The organism is Mycobacterium sp. Marseille-P9652 (assembly GCF_902652685.1).
Taxonomy (GTDB): Bacteria; Actinomycetota; Actinomycetes; order Mycobacteriales; family Mycobacteriaceae; genus Mycobacterium.
Genome location: NZ_CACRUY010000003.1, coordinates 139,518 through 153,350 on the forward strand (window position 1 = coordinate 139,518; position 13,833 = coordinate 153,350).

Consider the following 13,833-nt stretch of genomic DNA (forward strand, 5'->3'; position numbering starts at 1 on the left):
TGAAGAGGTCGAAAGTCACCGATGCGCCGCCTGATAGGATGTGGAACGGAATCGTTCTAGATTAGGCTGGCGCCGCTCGATGGGTCAAGATGTCCTCATGAACGTGGGGGGCCGGGTCTACGGCGGACTCAGTGCCGAGCAACGTTCGGAGGAACGCCGGGTTCGGCTGCTGCAGGCCGCTCGCGCGTTGATCGCCGACGCCGGCGTGGCTCCTCTGACGGTCGACGTGGTGTGCCAGCGGGCCAACCTCAGCAAGCGGTATTTCTACCGCGAGTTCGCCGGCAAGGACGAGTTGCTCGATGCGTGCGCGGACGACCTCTTCGGCCGGCTGTCGGCGCAGATGGAGCGCGTCATGACCACGGCACCCCTCGCCGCCCGCGTCGAGGGCACCCTTCGCGCGGTCCTGCACACCCTCGCGTCGGATCCCGCCGACGCCCGCCTTTACATGGAGTGTCCGGGCTTTCCGCGGCTGCGCGAGCGCCAACAACGCGCCGTCCGGGACTTCAGTGAGCGCATGGCCGTCGACGCCATGCCGTTCACGGGGCGCCCGGCCCAAGCCGTCGACCGGGTGTTGGCGACCCGTGCGCTGGTGGCCGGAACCACCGACCTGATCATCGGCTGGCTGCACGGTGACATCGACACCGACGAGGACAGCCTCGTCGCCACCCTCACCGCGGCGGCCCGCGGGGCGGCGACCGCGATCTGACCGCCCGTTAACACGTTGCTCGGCACGGGTTTCCGCGGCCTCCTGCCAAGGTAAGCCTTCGCTTCTTCGACGTGCGGTGCACGGATCAGGGCGGCAAATAGGGACGTTCGGCCCTAGGTCGGCGCCCGCCCAACTCGGAATACTTGGGCCGCTTGGATTGCCGGACCCGAAGCGGGGGCCCATTGGAGGTAGTTGATGACCGCTGAAGCGCCGCCCGTCGGGAGCATCGAGGCCCGCCGGCCGTTCCCGCCGCGAACCGGTCCCAAGGGCAATCTCGTCTACAAGCTCATCAGCACCACCGACCACAAGATGATCGGCATCATGTACATGGTCGCCTGCTTCATCTTCTTCTTCATCGGCGGCCTGATGGCGCTGTTGATCCGTCTCGAGCTGGCGCGTCCGGGGTTGCAGTTCCTGTCCAACGAGCAGTACAACCAGCTGTTCACGATGCACGGCACCGCCATGTTGCTGTTCTACGCGACGCCGATCGTGTTCGGCTTCGCCAACCTGGTGTTGCCGCTGCAGATCGGCGCCCCCGACGTGGCGTTCCCGCGGCTCAATGCGCTGTCGTTCTGGCTCTTCATCTGCGGCGCGCTGATCGCGCTGGGCGGCTTCATCATGCCCGGCGGCGCGGCCGATTTCGGGTGGACCGCCTACACGCCGCTGTCGAATGCCGTCCACACTCCCGGTGCGGGCGGAGACCTGTGGATCCTGGGCGTCGGTGTCGGCGGCCTGGGCACCATCCTCGGTGCGGTCAACATGATCACCACCGTGGTGTGCCTGCGCGCACCGGGGATGACCATGTTCCGGATGCCGATCTTCACGTGGAACATTCTGGTCACGAGCGTTCTCGTGCTGATCGTCTTCCCGCTGTTGACCGCCGCGCTGTTCGGCCTCGAAGCCGACCGCCGCCTCGGCGCGCACGTGTACGACCCCGCCAACGGCGGCGTGATCCTCTTCCAGCACCTGTTCTGGTTCTTCGGGCATCCCGAGGTGTACGTGATCGCGTTGCCGTTCTTCGGCATCGTGTCCGAGATCATCCCGGTGTTCTCACGCAAGCCGATCTTCGGCTACACCACGCTGGTCTATGCGACGCTGGCCATCGCCGCGCTGTCCGTGGCGGTGTGGGCGCACCACATGTACGTGACCGGCGCAGTCTTGCTTCCGTTCTTCTCGTTCATGACGTTCTTGATCGCCGTCCCGACGGGTATCAAGTTCTTCAACTGGATCGGCACGATGTGGCGGGGGCAACTGACGTTCGAGACACCCATGCTCTTCGTGCTCGGCTTCATGGTGACGTTCCTACTGGGTGGACTGACCGGCGTGTTGCTGGCCAGCCCGCCACTCGACTTCCACATCAGCGACACGTATTTCGTCGTGGCGCACTTCCACTACACCTTGTTCGGCACGATCGTGTTCGCCACCTACGCGGGCGTGTACTTCTGGTTCCCGAAGATGACGGGCCGCCTGCTCGACGAGCGCCTGGGCAAGCTGCACTTCTGGCTGACGTTCCTCGGGTTCCACCTCACGTTCCTGGTTCAGCACTGGCTCGGCAACTCCGGCATGCCGCGCCGCTACGCCGACTACCTGCCCACCGACGGCTTTGCGACCCTCAACTTCGTCTCCACCATCGGTGCGTTCGTCCTCGGGGTCTCGGTCCTGCCGTTCGCGTGGAACGTCTTCAAGAGCTGGCGCTACGGCGAACCCGTGCTGGTGGACGATCCCTGGGGACACGGCAATTCGCTGGAGTGGGCCACCAGTTGCCCGCCGCCGCGGCACAACTTCACCGAGCTGCCCCGAATCCGTTCGGAGCGGCCGGCTTTCGAGTTGCACTACCCGCACATGGTCGAACGGATGCGCGCCGAGTCCCACGTCGGCCGGCGTCATGTCGAGGCCGCCGCCGCGGAAGCGCTGCCCGCATCGACGGGGCACTCGGAGCAGTAACTCAAAGTCAGCGCTGACGCACCATCCGGCGCTCGACGGCGCCGAGCGCCGCGTCGGACGCCGGCGGCGACCCGCGGTGGTGTGGGCTCCCGGCGTCAGCCGTGGGGCGCCTCGGAGATCTTGCTGTCCGGCTTGCCCACCGTCTGGCAGTACGTCGTCGCGGACAGCCGGGTCGCGGAGATCTCCACGTTGCTCGGGTCGGCGCCGCTCTTGTCCTTGAGCATCTTGCTCACTTCGTCGTTCTGCTTCTTCTCGTCCTGCGACGTGAAGTCCTTGCACTTGGTGTCGCCGCCGGTGTTGATGACCTGTGAGGGCGAGCAGGCGCCGATCAGCAGCGCGGCGGCGGCGAGCGCGGCGGCCGAGGTTCTCTTCATCGTTTGCCTTCCTGGAGGGGAATGGAGGGACTGGTGGCTACGAGTACACAAAATCATGCGGTTCTCAAACGCCGGGCGCTGGCCCGCCGGCGCGGCCTGCGTTTGCGGGGTGGCGGTGCAGCCCTTGCCGGGGCTGTGACGCGCGACATTCCGGTGCGCAAACGCACGGCCAGTGGGAATACCTCCCGGGTCGGCTTCGTCGTTGAGGGTCGGTCGAGTCTGACGTCAGGGAGGGGAGGCAGGGATGCGGTCGAAGGAGGCGGCCGTCGCGGAACGTGCGCCGTCCGCGCCGGGCGGGCTCGACCGGCGTGCCGATACCGGCCTGTTCGGCAGCATCCTGGCCCTCCTGTTCGCCGTCGGCTGGGCCGCCAACAACTTCGTCGCGGCGATGCCGCTCATCAGCGTTCGCCGGCACCTCAGCGCGGCGACGCTCGACGCCACGTTCGGGATCTACGCGCTCGGCCTGCTCCCCGGCCTCCTGATCGGCGGCCGCGCCTCGGACGCCCTCGGCCGCCGCGCGCTGGCCCTGGCGGGTTCGGCAACCGCTCTGGCCGGCACGGTGGCGATGCTGCTGTCGCTGCAAACCGACGTGTTGCTGGCCGGCAGGCTGACCGTCGGGCTGGGCGTCGGCCTGGCGATGAGCTCCTGCACCGCGTGGGCCTCCGACCTGAGGGGTCCGGCCGGTGCCGCCACCGCCGGCGCCGTACTGATCGGTGGGTTCGCCGTGGGCCCGTTTGCCGCCGGGGCCATCGTCGGGCGCGGACGGCCAGGCATCCCCGTGTCGTTCGGGGTCGCCGCCGGGATCCTGCTGCTGGCGATGCTCGTCGTGGCGGCGGCCTCGCGGCGCGCGGACGCGACGCCGCCGGCGGCGCCCCCGACGTCGCAGCGGTCGATCCCCGCCCGGCAGGGCACCGCCTGGGCACTGAGTTGGGCCATGCCGCTGGCGCCCTGGGTATTCGCTTCGGCCACATTGGGTTTCGTGACGATTCCCGGCCGGATCCACACCGGGCTCGCCGCACCGATGGCCGCGGGCACCGCGACCCTGCTCGTCAACGGCATCAGCGGGGTCATCCAGGTGGTCGCGAGGGCGCGCGCGTGGGGGCCACAGGCCGGCACGATGGGCGCGCTGCTGGCCGCGCTGGGATACGCGGCGTCCGCCGTCGCCCCCGCGGCCATGTCGTTGGCCGCGGGCCTGCCGTTGTTGCTGGTTCTCGGCTGCGCGTCGGGGCTCTGCCTCCGCGAGGGCCTCATCGATCTGCAGGTCGCCGCCCCGCCGCAGGCGCGCGGCGCGCTCGTCGGGCTGTTCTACGTGGTGACCTACGTCGGCTTCGCGCTCCCCCTGGTCTTGACCCTCGTGGCGTCCACCGAGGTCCCCGCGATCATCCTTCTCGCGATGGCCGTGCTGGCGTCGGCGACGGCGGTCGGCCGGGCCGTCCGCCTGCGACGCGTTGGGCACCTGCGTTGACGCGCGCCGCAAGATGGGAAACGATGGCGGCGATGCGTGGCAGGAGGTCCGGGGGTCGCAATGGCTGACATCACCATGTTGATCCTCGCGGACCACGAATGGTTCCGCGAACAGTTCGCGCGGCTCGACGACCTGCAGGCGCAACAGTCCGGCCGCGGCGCGCTCGAGCGGGTATGGCGTCCGCTTGCCGACAAACTCGACGTGCACGCCTATATCGAGGAGAAGATCTTCTACCCTCAATTGCTCAAGCGGGGCGCCGACGATCCCGAGGGCGAGACGCTCGACGCGATCGGCGATCACAACGACATTCGCGACGCCGTGCGGGACGCGAACGACGCGCCGACCGGAAGCGACGAGTGGTGGCAGGCGGTCGGCCGGGCCCGGCTCGCCAACGACGACCACATGGGCGAGGAGGAACGGGAGGGGCTCTCCGACTTCCGCCGCCACGCCCCGGCCGGCCTGCGGGAGGCGCTCGGGCGCCAATACGGGGAGTTCATGGCCGCGCACCCCACCACCGAGGGCCTGCCGATCGTCGACCGCGACCCGCAACGCTACGTCGAGGAAATCGAAAACCCGGCGCCAACGAGGCAACGCACCGACTGGTCGCTGGGCATCGGCAGCCTGAAAGGCCAGTGAGCCGGCGCGTTTCGCCGCAAAGAATCCGGGTATCTCCACAAGTCACGTGCGCTGGTCGCCCGTTGATCTTCCCGCCGCCCGTCCTCGATCGCTGAAAACTGTTGCGCCATGAGTGAACACGCCCGCGTGGACAACGCGACGCCCATCGCGTCGGAGGACCGCCGCGAGACCGGAGACGCTGGAAGTCCCCCGACGACGCCGACCACAAAGCGCCGATTCCTGAAGGGCATCCCCCTCGAATATCGCAAGGCCGCCGCGGTGATGGCCATCGCCCTCATCATGACGTCGGCGTTCGCCGCGGCATATACGGTGGCGCTGGGGCGTCCCGTCCCGCGGCGCCTTCCGGTGGGCGTCATCGGCCCCACCTCGATCACGGCGCCGGTGATCGCCGCGATGCAGCGCGGGAGGCACGAATTCGATGTGCACACTTACCCGTCCCGGCAGGCGGCGACGGCGGCCGTCGACCATCAAGCCATCACGGCGGTGATCGATGCGACGTCGGTTCCGGCCCAGTTGCTGCTGTCCAGTGCCTCCGACGCGTCGGCCGCCCGCGTCCTCACGGAGCGCGATCAGACAGCCCCCGGTCACTACCTGCTACCCATCGTCGACCTACATCCGTTGCCGGCATGCGACCCGGCCGGGGTGGCCACCTTCTACGTCATCATCGCCGCGACGATCCTGGGGTTCGTCACCATGTTTCAATTGCGCGCCAACGTCAAGACGCTGACGCTCCCCCGCTGGCTCGCCTGTGTTGCCGTGCTGACGGTCGTCGGGGGCGCTTGCCTCGCGTCCGTGGCCGGACCGCTGCTGGGGGCGCTGCGTGCGCCGTTTCCCGAACTGTGGCTGCTGATCTCGGCGCAGATCGCCATCGCGGCGCTCTTCAACTCGACGATGCTGGTCCTGATTCACCGATGGGCGATCATCCCGACCTGGGTTGTGTTCATCCTGCTCGGCAACACCTCGTCGGGTGGAGCCGTGTCTGCCTCCCTGCTGCCACAACCGTTCGCGTTTCTGAACCACGCGCTGCCCAGTGGGGCCGCGGTCTCGGCCATCCACACCGCCACCTATTTTCCCGACAATCAGCGCGTGTTGCCGTTTCTCGTTCTACTGGCGTGGTTTTCGGTGGCCCTGGTCGCTCTGGTGGTGAGTTCACGCGTGTTGAAGCGCTCGCCCGCGGAATAGGCTCGGGGAGCTGTCAGGGCGGCGGCGCGCTCACCGCGTCGCCCGGGTACTGTTCGCCGACGAGCTGCTCGGAACCGATCTCGACGGGCGCCGTGTCGCCGTTGCTGCCACCTCGGGTGGACCTCTTCTTCGGCGCCTTCACCCGCTCGGGCGCCTGCGCGGCGGCTCCGTGACCGTCGGACCGCAGGCCGGCGCTGGCGATTTCGATGGCCTTCTCGGTGTAGACGCGGTAGCCGAAATTGGGCAGGTAGCCGTGGATCTCGGGTGTGTCGAGGTCGCGCATGAACTGGAGAATCTCGCGGCTGAACACCTGGCCCGGCACCAGCACCGGGAATCCCGGCGGGTAGGGCGTCACGTAGGTCGCCGACACCACTTGCGTTCCCGCATCGAGCTTTTCGTCGATCTGCTCACCGGTGAGATATTCACAGTTGGTGTCGTCGTAGGACAGGTAGAAGCCCCGCCGCACGTCACCCTCGGGCGTGGCCTCACTTCCGCTGTGATCCATGAACGCGGGATGGAAGCCGCTGAAGTCCGGCAACGGCAAGGACATTTCGGTGAGGCGGTAGACCGCCCGCTCGAAGTGCTCACGCTCACCGAGGCTCATCTCGGAGATGTCCTGGTCGAGCTCGCGCGCGATGTTGACGAGTACCTCCACCAGGAATGCGACCGAGCTGCGGGTGGTGCCGATGTTCGTCATGAACAACACGCTGTTGCGCGACGTCTTGTTGATCTGGATCCCGTATCGGTCCATCAACTGTTGACGCTTGAATGCGTCCCCGTCATAACCGGTGTGGCCGATGAAGAGGGTTATCCGGGACGGGTCGAGCACGAACTCGTCCTGGTCCCAGGCGGCCATCATGTTGCGCAGCCCCGAGCGCAGGGGCTGCTCGATGGCCGACGGCCGGAAGCGGTCCGGGATCAGGTCCGACGTGCGTAGGCATCTCATGTACTTGCTGAGCAGCGGATGATTGTCGATCGCGTCGCGCAACTGCATCGCGTTCTCGATCTGGCGCTGAACGAGTTCCACGCCTTCCAGCGCGACCTGCCGGCGACCCAGGTCCAGCGAGGCCAGGATCTGGTAGTTGGGCGAGGTCGAAGTGTGCGCCATGTACGCCTCGTGGAACGGCTCGGCCACCTTCTGATCGAAGTCCTGGTCGAAGACGTGGATCATCGATCCCTGCCGCAGCGCCGTCAGGGTCTTGTGTGTCGACTGCGTGGCGTACACGCGCACCCTGGCCTTCGCCGGGTCGGGGACGAGGCGGCGGTTCAGCAGCTCATCGTCGCTCGGCTCGGTGCCGGATCCTCCCGTCAGCTCGTCTTCGTAGCGGCGCCGGTATTCGGGATCCTGCAACCGCTGGCGCAGCGCGCGGGCGGCCGCCATCGCGGTACGCGTGCGATAGACGGGATGGAACCGCGCGAAGGCGAACCACGCCTCGTCCCAGAGGAATACGAGGTCCGGCTTGATGGCGAGGCACTCCTCCATGACGCGCTCGACGTCGTAGACGATCCCGTCGAACGTGCAGTTGGTCAGCGACATCATCTTGACGCGGTGCAGCTTGCCGGCGCGCTTGAGCGCCACCAGCTTCGACTTGATCTCACGCAGCGGCACCGCGCCGTACATCGAATACTCGTTGAGCGGATAGGCCTCCAGGTAAACGACATTCGCGCCGGCCAGCATCATCCCGTAGTGATGCGACTGGTGGCAGTTGCGGTCCAGCAGCACGATGTCGCCGGGCGCCACCAACGCCTGGGTGACGATCTTGTTGGCCGTCGACGTGCCGTTGGTGACGAAGTAGGTGTGGCGCGAGCCGTAGGTCTGCGCCGCGAGCTGCTGGGCTTCGCGCAGCGGTCCCGTCGGCTCCAGCAGCGAGTCGAGGCCGCCGCACGTCGCCGACGTCTCGGCCATGAACACGTCCAGGCCGTAGAAGCCCACCATGTCCTTGATCCAGTGCGAATTGACGATCGACTTGCCCTGCGAGATCGGCAGCGCGTGGAAGACACCCGTGGGCCGGTGACTGTACTGCTTGAGCGCGCTGAAGAACGGCGTGCGGTAGCGCGCGGCCACCCCCTGCAGGATCGACAGATGCAGCTCGAGCATGCCTTCCCGGGCATGGAACACCCGGCGGAAATACTGGCCCAACCGGCCGGCGATGCCCTCGACCTCGATCTCGGTCATGAGGTAGAGGTCCAGCTCGGGCCGCAGCTGCGTCAGGGAGACGGCCAGGATCTGGGCGCGCTCCTCGGGAGTCTGGTGGTCGGCCAACTCGTTCGACACCGCGGTGTCGACGAACTCCGACAGAGCCGACAGGTCCCGGGTCGACTGGTGCGAGAAGCGCCGCCTGATCACCACCGCCTGCAGGTTGACGTTGAGCCGGGCCGCGATCAGGGCCTCGTCTCCGCTCGACACCACCACGAGTTCGTAGACGAACTCGTCGTCGGGCCGGCGCCACTTGCGGACCTCGTTGCGCAGCGCGCGCTCCTGGTCTTCGGTCATCTTCTCGACGACGAGGACCTCGAAGTAGGGGCGATCGCCCTGCGGCGCCGCGTGGTGGTCGACGAGCGTGCGCGGGTCGGAGGGAAACATGTCGAGGTCGTCGGCGCCCGCGTTGTCGACGTCTCCCGACCGGTACGACTCCGTGGTCAGCGCCCGGTTGATCTGGCCGACCGTCTGGGCGAACTTGTCGTAGCTTCCGGCCGCGAAAAGCCTTTGCACACGGGCGAATTGAGGTGAGCCGGGATAGGCCCAGTAGGGCTCGAGCGTGCTCAGGCGCGTCAGCAGTTCCTGGCAGACACCGGCCCATTTGTCCTTGAGCGCTCCGGTGGTGGTCGGGCGCATCAGCCGATCGGCGGCCTCCTCCAACCGGCACCATGAGTCGCTGCGGACCTGCCACAGGCTGTTGTAGGCACGCAAGTGTTCGGTCATGGCCGCCCTTTCCTCACCAGCCGCGGCGACTTTTCCGTCCCGGAGCGCCGGTCAAGGCTTGCAGACCGAGTCCGCGGCCCGATGACGATCGGGCAAACAGTGCGCGTCCGGACGGTTACACGGCGTGGCTGCTCGGGTGACCCGGCTATTCACCCGCCTCGCCGGAGACCGATCATGTCCGCGAGTCGCGCGGCCGTGTAACTGCCCGGGCCCAGACCGTCGCGGACGGCGGCCCGCGCCGCCCGTGCCACGCCCGCGTTGAGCGGCGCGGCCAGGCCGTGCCGGTGAGCAATGCGGACGATCTCCCCGTTGAGGTAGTCCGTCTCCACGTTGCCGGTGTTGCGGCTCATCGACTGCCAGGTGGAGTTGCTGGGCCCGGAGTCCCAGCCGGGCACGGGGCGGATGATCGGCCCGTCAACCCGCGCCGCCTTCGAGATCTCGAACGAGACAAAATCGATTCCCGCGCAGCGCAACACGTGCTCCCCTTCGGCGCGCACGGCGGCCACGACCCCGCCCGCACCGCGGGCGGCGGCGGTCAGGGCGCCGACGGCGTTGCCCAAATTGCTGAGCAGCTTGTTGTACTTCCACGGGGCCACGTCCTCGGGCAGGCTCACCAGGATTCCCGCTGCGCTCCAGGCCCGGGCGAGCACGTCCAAGAGAGCGAGGTCGTCCGCCGTCGTCCGCGCCGCGGGCCACCGCGAGATGTGGAACTGGCCGGCCACCGGCCACGACCGCACGATCACCTCGCCCGGCTCGACATGCACGGCGGGCAACCACACGCAGACACCGAACACCCGCGCGTAATAGCGGAGCGACATCTCCTCGGCCGCAACGCCGTTGAGCGCTGTCATCACCGGCAGCCGCTCGCCCGCGGTTCCGATCAGGCCACCCGGGCCGCGCACCGGTCGATCCGCCCATTCGCGCAACGCCGCATCGAGTTGCTGCGTCTTGGTCGCGAAGACCAACACGTCGCGATGGTCCAACTCCACATCGTCGGGTCGCCCCGCCGCGCTCACCGGGGTGCGGAAGGTGCCGTCGGGCGTTCTGAGCGACAAGCCCTGCCGGGCGAGCACCTCGGCGTGGCGCCCCCGCGCCACCAACACCGCGGGTATGCCCGCCCGCGTCAGCACCGCGCCGACGGTGCCGCCTATGGCACCCGCGCCGATGATCACGTATCGGTGCTCGTCCGCCCGGGGCAATCGCCGCGCCTCTCGCCGGTATTCGTCTAGCGCGAGGGTACGCGCGGGCCAGACCGGTATCGCGCCGCGCGGCAACCGGGTGGTTAACTTCGACGATGCGCAGACAACCCCGTTTGGCGCGGCGCTTCTTCGATCGATTCGAGCCGGTGCACGCCGTCACCTATTTCGCGCCGGAGGCGCGGGCCGCGCTGGACGGCCTGGGCTACCGGGGCTTCTGGATGGGATACTTCGCCGCCCGCTCGGCGCCCCTGGGCATGGTGCCGCCCGAGGTGGTGAGCGCGGTCTTCTACAACTTCGCGCCCGAACGGGTGGCCAAGGCGCTGCCGGCGGCCTGGGAGATCGCCGGGCCCGACGCGGCGCTGCGCGCGCGGCAGGACGCCGCGGTCGCGGCGCTGCGCCGCTACGGCCTCGACTCGGACGAAACGGTCTCGGTCGCAGCCGAATTGGCGGGCAAGGCGGCCCGGCACGCTCCCCTCGACGGCAGGCCACTGTTCGCCGCCAACCGCGCGTTGCCGTGGCCCGACGAGCCCTTGGCGGCGCTGTGGCACGCCGCGACCTTGCTGCGCGAGCAGCGCGGCGACGGCCACGTGGCGGCGTTGGTGGCCCACGGCATCTCGGGCCGGGAGTCGAACGTGCTGCACGCCGCCGCGGGCCGCGTCCCGCGCGAGTACCTCGCCCGCACCCGCGACTACGACGAGGAGGCGTGGCGCCATCACGAACGGCGCCTCGCCGACCGGGGGCTCCTCGACGACGACGGGTCACTGACCGCGGTGGGTCGGGACCTCAAGGACCGCATCGAATCCACCACGGACGCCCTCGGACTGTCCGCGCTCGACGCGCTCACCGACGACGAGGTCGAGGCGCTGTTTCGGGCGCTGACCCCGATCACCCGGGCGGTGATCGCCGGCGGCGACCTGCCCGAGCTCACGCCGATGACGCTGCGCCGCGACGAATTGCACGACGAAAGCGCGCATTTGGAACGTAGCTGAGCGCCTTACGCGGATTCTCGGGTGACCGCACGCACCACGTGCGCTGCCATGATTTCGTAGCTTCGGACCGTCACCTCGGTGGCGTTGGTCATGATGTTGTAGCCGTGGTCGACACCGGGCACCTCGTAGTACTCGGCCAACGCGCCGACGGCCGCGAGTTTCTCGCCGTACAGGCGGGCTTCGTCTCGCAGCCGGTCCTTTTCCGCGGTCACGATCAACGCGGGTGCGATGCCCGCGATGCCGTCGGCGTTGGCGCCCCACGCCGGTGACGCCAGCCGGTGACGCCGCTGCGCCGGATCGGGGATGTACGCGGTGTCGAAGATCTCACCCATCCAGGGCTTCATCACCGCACCGGCGCCTGCCGCCGAGGGCTTGTCGCGGGTGGGGGTGACCAGGTCGAGCGGTGGGTAGTGCAGCACCTGCAAGACGATCGCCGGACCGCTGTTTTCGAGCGCCAGCCGGGCGGCGGCCGCACTGAGGTTGCCGCCCGCGCTTTGCCCGCCGACACACAACCGGGTGCCGTCCCAGTCCCGGCCCGGTCCGGCCGCCCAGCAGACGATGTCGTAAACCTGTTCGGCCGCAATGGGAAAGCGGCTGCGCGGTGCCAGCGCGTAGTCCGGATTCACCACCACCACGCCGGCGTGGGCGGCGAGGTAGCGGCACCACGGGTCGTCCTGCTCGGGGTGGCCGATGACGAAACCGCCGCCGTGCACGTTGACGTATACCGGCGGGCGAGCAGGGCCGGGACCCGGGTGGTATACAGTTGCGGCGACTGGCCCGTGCCGCGTGGGCACGGTGGCGAGCGTCGTTCGGCCGGCGATGGACGGAAAGCTGACCCCGGCCTTGGCGGCGGGACGGATCGTCGCGGCGATCGCGCGGGAAAGCGCGTCGGCGACAATGGGTGTGGAAAGCACTGACATCACGACCTCCCACCCGTCCGCGTCCCAACCACCCTACGGACGCGACGGCGGGGCCCGGACGGCGGGCGGACTCGCGGGCCGTTGGTGAAGCCAACCTCGGTGCCGCCGGGCGAACCCCGTCGTCAAGAGCGGCTATTGCCGTCCGGAAGACGTGCAGCTCAGCGGAGGCGCGCGGAAAACGTGTCGTGATTGGTTCCGCCGCCGGGTCCAACCGCTAGCCTGACCCCATGACGGACAAGGGGGACGTTCCCGGCGGGGTGGTGCACGAATTGCCCGCGGACTTGCGTACTTCGCTGTCGGCCAACGCGGCCGCACTCGCCGCATGGACGGACATCACGCCGTTGGCGCGTAACGAGTTCATCTGCTGGATCGAGGACGCCAAGCAGGAGAAGACTCGTCAACGCCGCATCCGCCGCACTCAGGAGGAGCTGGAAGAGGGCAAGCGCAGGCCCTGCTGCTGGCCGGGTTGCAAGCACCGCGAGCGCACCGGAAGGTAGGTCACCGCGACTCACCGGGACAGGGGCCGGTAGAACACCAGGCCGTTGCCCTTGTTGTCGTAGACCACCGCTCGGCGTTCGTGAGCATCGTCGTACGGCCCCTTGACAATTCCGCCACCGCTGGCCTCGATGGCCTTGGCGGCGGCGTCGACGTCCGCCGTCTTGATGCCGACGACCACCTTTCCCGGGATCGGATGGTCGACCGCGGTAGCCAGCGCTAGGGTGACCGCTCCTCCGTCGAGGGCCGCGAAGTGGGCTCCGTCGCGGAACTTCAGCGGCATCCCGAGGGTTTCGCCATAGAACCGGATCGACTCGTCCAGGTCGTCGGTCGACAGAATGATCATGCGCACTTCGTGCTCGCTCACGGGTGCCTCCTGCGGTCGAGGATTCGGATAGAGGCGGACTCTACTGAATCCGACCGCAGGGCGCTGCTCGCGAAAGTGTTCAGGTGTGGCCAGGATCCCCGTCGAAGTCCATCGGCGGTCCGTCCCCGTGGCCGGCATCGCCGGCGGCCACGGCCGTCGCCAGCGCGGTGCCGCCCTGGATGGTGCCGACGATGTCGATCCGATCGTTGACGGCGAAATGCGCTGGGGCGGTGACGAGGTGGGTGCCGTTCTGGGTGATGAGAGTGGTGTTCGGGGTGACGACGTAGGTTTGCGTGTACCCGTTGGCGCTGCGCGCGGTCACCGAGTTGCCGGACACGGCGATCACGGTCCCCTGCTGACGCACCGGTTGCGAGATCGGCGGTGGCGCCGGGTTCGCCACCACGGACGGCTTCTGCGGCTCGACGTTGATCATGAGCGCCGTCAGGGCCGCCGCGCACAGCACCGACGCCGAGACGACTTCGCACAACGAGGCGATGCCCGACATCGCGCGCCGCGCGCCTCCCTCGGCCGGTGATCGTCTTTGCTCCGGCGCTTCACTCAGGCGATGTTTGGCACCCACGGTCAACTCCTCCTGCGGTTTTGCGCCGATGAGGATCGGCGCCTACCGGATCA

Annotated in this window: 13 protein-coding genes; 7 read left to right on the plus strand and 6 right to left on the minus strand. The window is 68.4% G+C overall.

Features of this window, described 5'->3' with window-relative positions:
• Positions 1-97 precede the first annotated feature (97 nt).
• Positions 98-706 (plus strand): TetR/AcrR family transcriptional regulator, encoded by a 609-nt coding sequence (locus GPY60_RS03335; RefSeq protein WP_197283517.1) that lies wholly within the window; start codon positions 98-100, stop codon positions 704-706.
• A 195-nt stretch (positions 707-901) separates the two neighbouring features.
• Positions 902-2,650, plus strand: coding sequence for an aa3-type cytochrome oxidase subunit I (gene ctaD / locus GPY60_RS03340; protein ID WP_156686192.1), 1,749 nt, complete (start codon positions 902-904; stop codon positions 2,648-2,650).
• Between the two features lie 95 nt (positions 2,651-2,745).
• On the opposite strand, the gene GPY60_RS03345 is transcribed toward ctaD, so the two are convergent.
• Positions 2,746-3,024 carry a hypothetical protein gene (locus tag GPY60_RS03345; protein ID WP_156686194.1) on the minus strand — a complete coding sequence of 93 codons (279 nt, stop codon included), beginning with the start codon at positions 3,022-3,024 and terminating at the stop codon, positions 2,746-2,748.
• A 244-nt stretch (positions 3,025-3,268) separates the two neighbouring features.
• Between GPY60_RS03345 and GPY60_RS03350 the strand changes: the two genes are divergently transcribed.
• The 3 genes from GPY60_RS03350 to GPY60_RS03360 all read left to right on the plus strand — a co-directional run bounded on the left by GPY60_RS03350 (position 3,269) and on the right by GPY60_RS03360 (position 6,307).
• Entirely contained in the window at positions 3,269-4,489 is a 1,221-nt protein-coding gene (locus GPY60_RS03350; RefSeq protein WP_156686195.1) for an MFS transporter, read from the plus strand.
• 60 nt (positions 4,490-4,549) lie between these two features.
• A complete protein-coding gene (locus GPY60_RS03355) occupies positions 4,550-5,125 on the plus strand; it encodes a hemerythrin domain-containing protein (RefSeq protein ID WP_156686197.1) in 576 nt (191 codons plus the stop codon).
• A gap of 108 nt (positions 5,126-5,233) precedes the next feature.
• Positions 5,234-6,307, plus strand: a complete 1,074-nt coding sequence (locus tag GPY60_RS03360) for a DUF3533 domain-containing protein (protein WP_231639283.1) — start codon at positions 5,234-5,236, stop codon at positions 6,305-6,307.
• Between the two features lie 13 nt (positions 6,308-6,320).
• On the opposite strand, the gene GPY60_RS03365 is transcribed toward GPY60_RS03360, so the two are convergent.
• Together GPY60_RS03365 and GPY60_RS03370 are read right to left on the minus strand one after the other, a co-directional pair.
• Entirely contained in the window at positions 6,321-9,230 is a 2,910-nt protein-coding gene (locus GPY60_RS03365) for an aminotransferase class I/II-fold pyridoxal phosphate-dependent enzyme (protein WP_231639285.1), read from the minus strand.
• 149 nt (positions 9,231-9,379) lie between these two features.
• Positions 9,380-10,429, minus strand: a complete 1,050-nt coding sequence (locus tag GPY60_RS03370) for a ketopantoate reductase family protein (protein ID WP_156686199.1) — start codon at positions 10,427-10,429, stop codon at positions 9,380-9,382.
• A gap of 95 nt (positions 10,430-10,524) precedes the next feature.
• Between GPY60_RS03370 and GPY60_RS03375 the strand changes: the two genes are divergently transcribed.
• Positions 10,525-11,418 (plus strand): SCO6745 family protein, encoded by an 894-nt coding sequence (locus tag GPY60_RS03375; RefSeq protein ID WP_156686201.1) that lies wholly within the window; start codon positions 10,525-10,527, stop codon positions 11,416-11,418.
• A 5-nt stretch (positions 11,419-11,423) separates the two neighbouring features.
• Here GPY60_RS03375 and GPY60_RS03380 read toward each other — a convergent pair whose 3' ends face one another.
• Complete coding sequence (locus tag GPY60_RS03380) at positions 11,424-12,338, minus strand: alpha/beta hydrolase (protein WP_156686202.1); 915 nt, start codon at positions 12,336-12,338, stop codon at positions 11,424-11,426.
• A 227-nt stretch (positions 12,339-12,565) separates the two neighbouring features.
• Between GPY60_RS03380 and GPY60_RS03385 the strand changes: the two genes are divergently transcribed.
• Positions 12,566-12,835, plus strand: a complete 270-nt coding sequence (locus tag GPY60_RS03385) for a YdeI/OmpD-associated family protein (protein WP_156686204.1) — start codon at positions 12,566-12,568, stop codon at positions 12,833-12,835.
• An 11-nt stretch (positions 12,836-12,846) separates the two neighbouring features.
• Here the strand turns inward: GPY60_RS03385 and GPY60_RS03390 are convergent, their stop codons facing one another.
• Complete coding sequence (locus GPY60_RS03390; RefSeq protein ID WP_156686206.1) at positions 12,847-13,200, minus strand: VOC family protein; 354 nt, start codon at positions 13,198-13,200, stop codon at positions 12,847-12,849.
• Positions 13,201-13,279: 79 nt separating this feature from the next.
• Entirely contained in the window at positions 13,280-13,705 is a 426-nt protein-coding gene (locus tag GPY60_RS03395; RefSeq protein ID WP_231639287.1) for a hypothetical protein, read from the minus strand.
• Positions 13,706-13,833: the final 128 nt, after the last annotated feature.

Coding starts and splice junctions, on each gene's coding strand:
- GPY60_RS03335 (WP_197283517.1), top strand. CDS start 98: ATGAACGTGGGGGGCCGGGTCTACGGCGGACTCAGTGCCGAGCAACGT.
- ctaD (WP_156686192.1), top strand. CDS start 902: ATGACCGCTGAAGCGCCGCCCGTCGGGAGCATCGAGGCCCGCCGGCCG.
- GPY60_RS03345 (WP_156686194.1), bottom strand. CDS start 3,024: ATGAAGAGAACCTCGGCCGCCGCGCTCGCCGCCGCCGCGCTGCTGATC.
- GPY60_RS03350 (WP_156686195.1), top strand. CDS start 3,269: ATGCGGTCGAAGGAGGCGGCCGTCGCGGAACGTGCGCCGTCCGCGCCG.
- GPY60_RS03355 (WP_156686197.1), top strand. CDS start 4,550: ATGGCTGACATCACCATGTTGATCCTCGCGGACCACGAATGGTTCCGC.
- GPY60_RS03360 (WP_231639283.1), top strand. CDS start 5,234: ATGAGTGAACACGCCCGCGTGGACAACGCGACGCCCATCGCGTCGGAG.
- GPY60_RS03365 (WP_231639285.1), bottom strand. CDS start 9,230: ATGACCGAACACTTGCGTGCCTACAACAGCCTGTGGCAGGTCCGCAGC.
- GPY60_RS03375 (WP_156686201.1), top strand. CDS start 10,525: ATGCGCAGACAACCCCGTTTGGCGCGGCGCTTCTTCGATCGATTCGAG.
- GPY60_RS03380 (WP_156686202.1), bottom strand. CDS start 12,338: ATGTCAGTGCTTTCCACACCCATTGTCGCCGACGCGCTTTCCCGCGCG.
- GPY60_RS03385 (WP_156686204.1), top strand. CDS start 12,566: ATGACGGACAAGGGGGACGTTCCCGGCGGGGTGGTGCACGAATTGCCC.
- GPY60_RS03395 (WP_231639287.1), bottom strand. CDS start 13,705: ATGTCGGGCATCGCCTCGTTGTGCGAAGTCGTCTCGGCGTCGGTGCTG.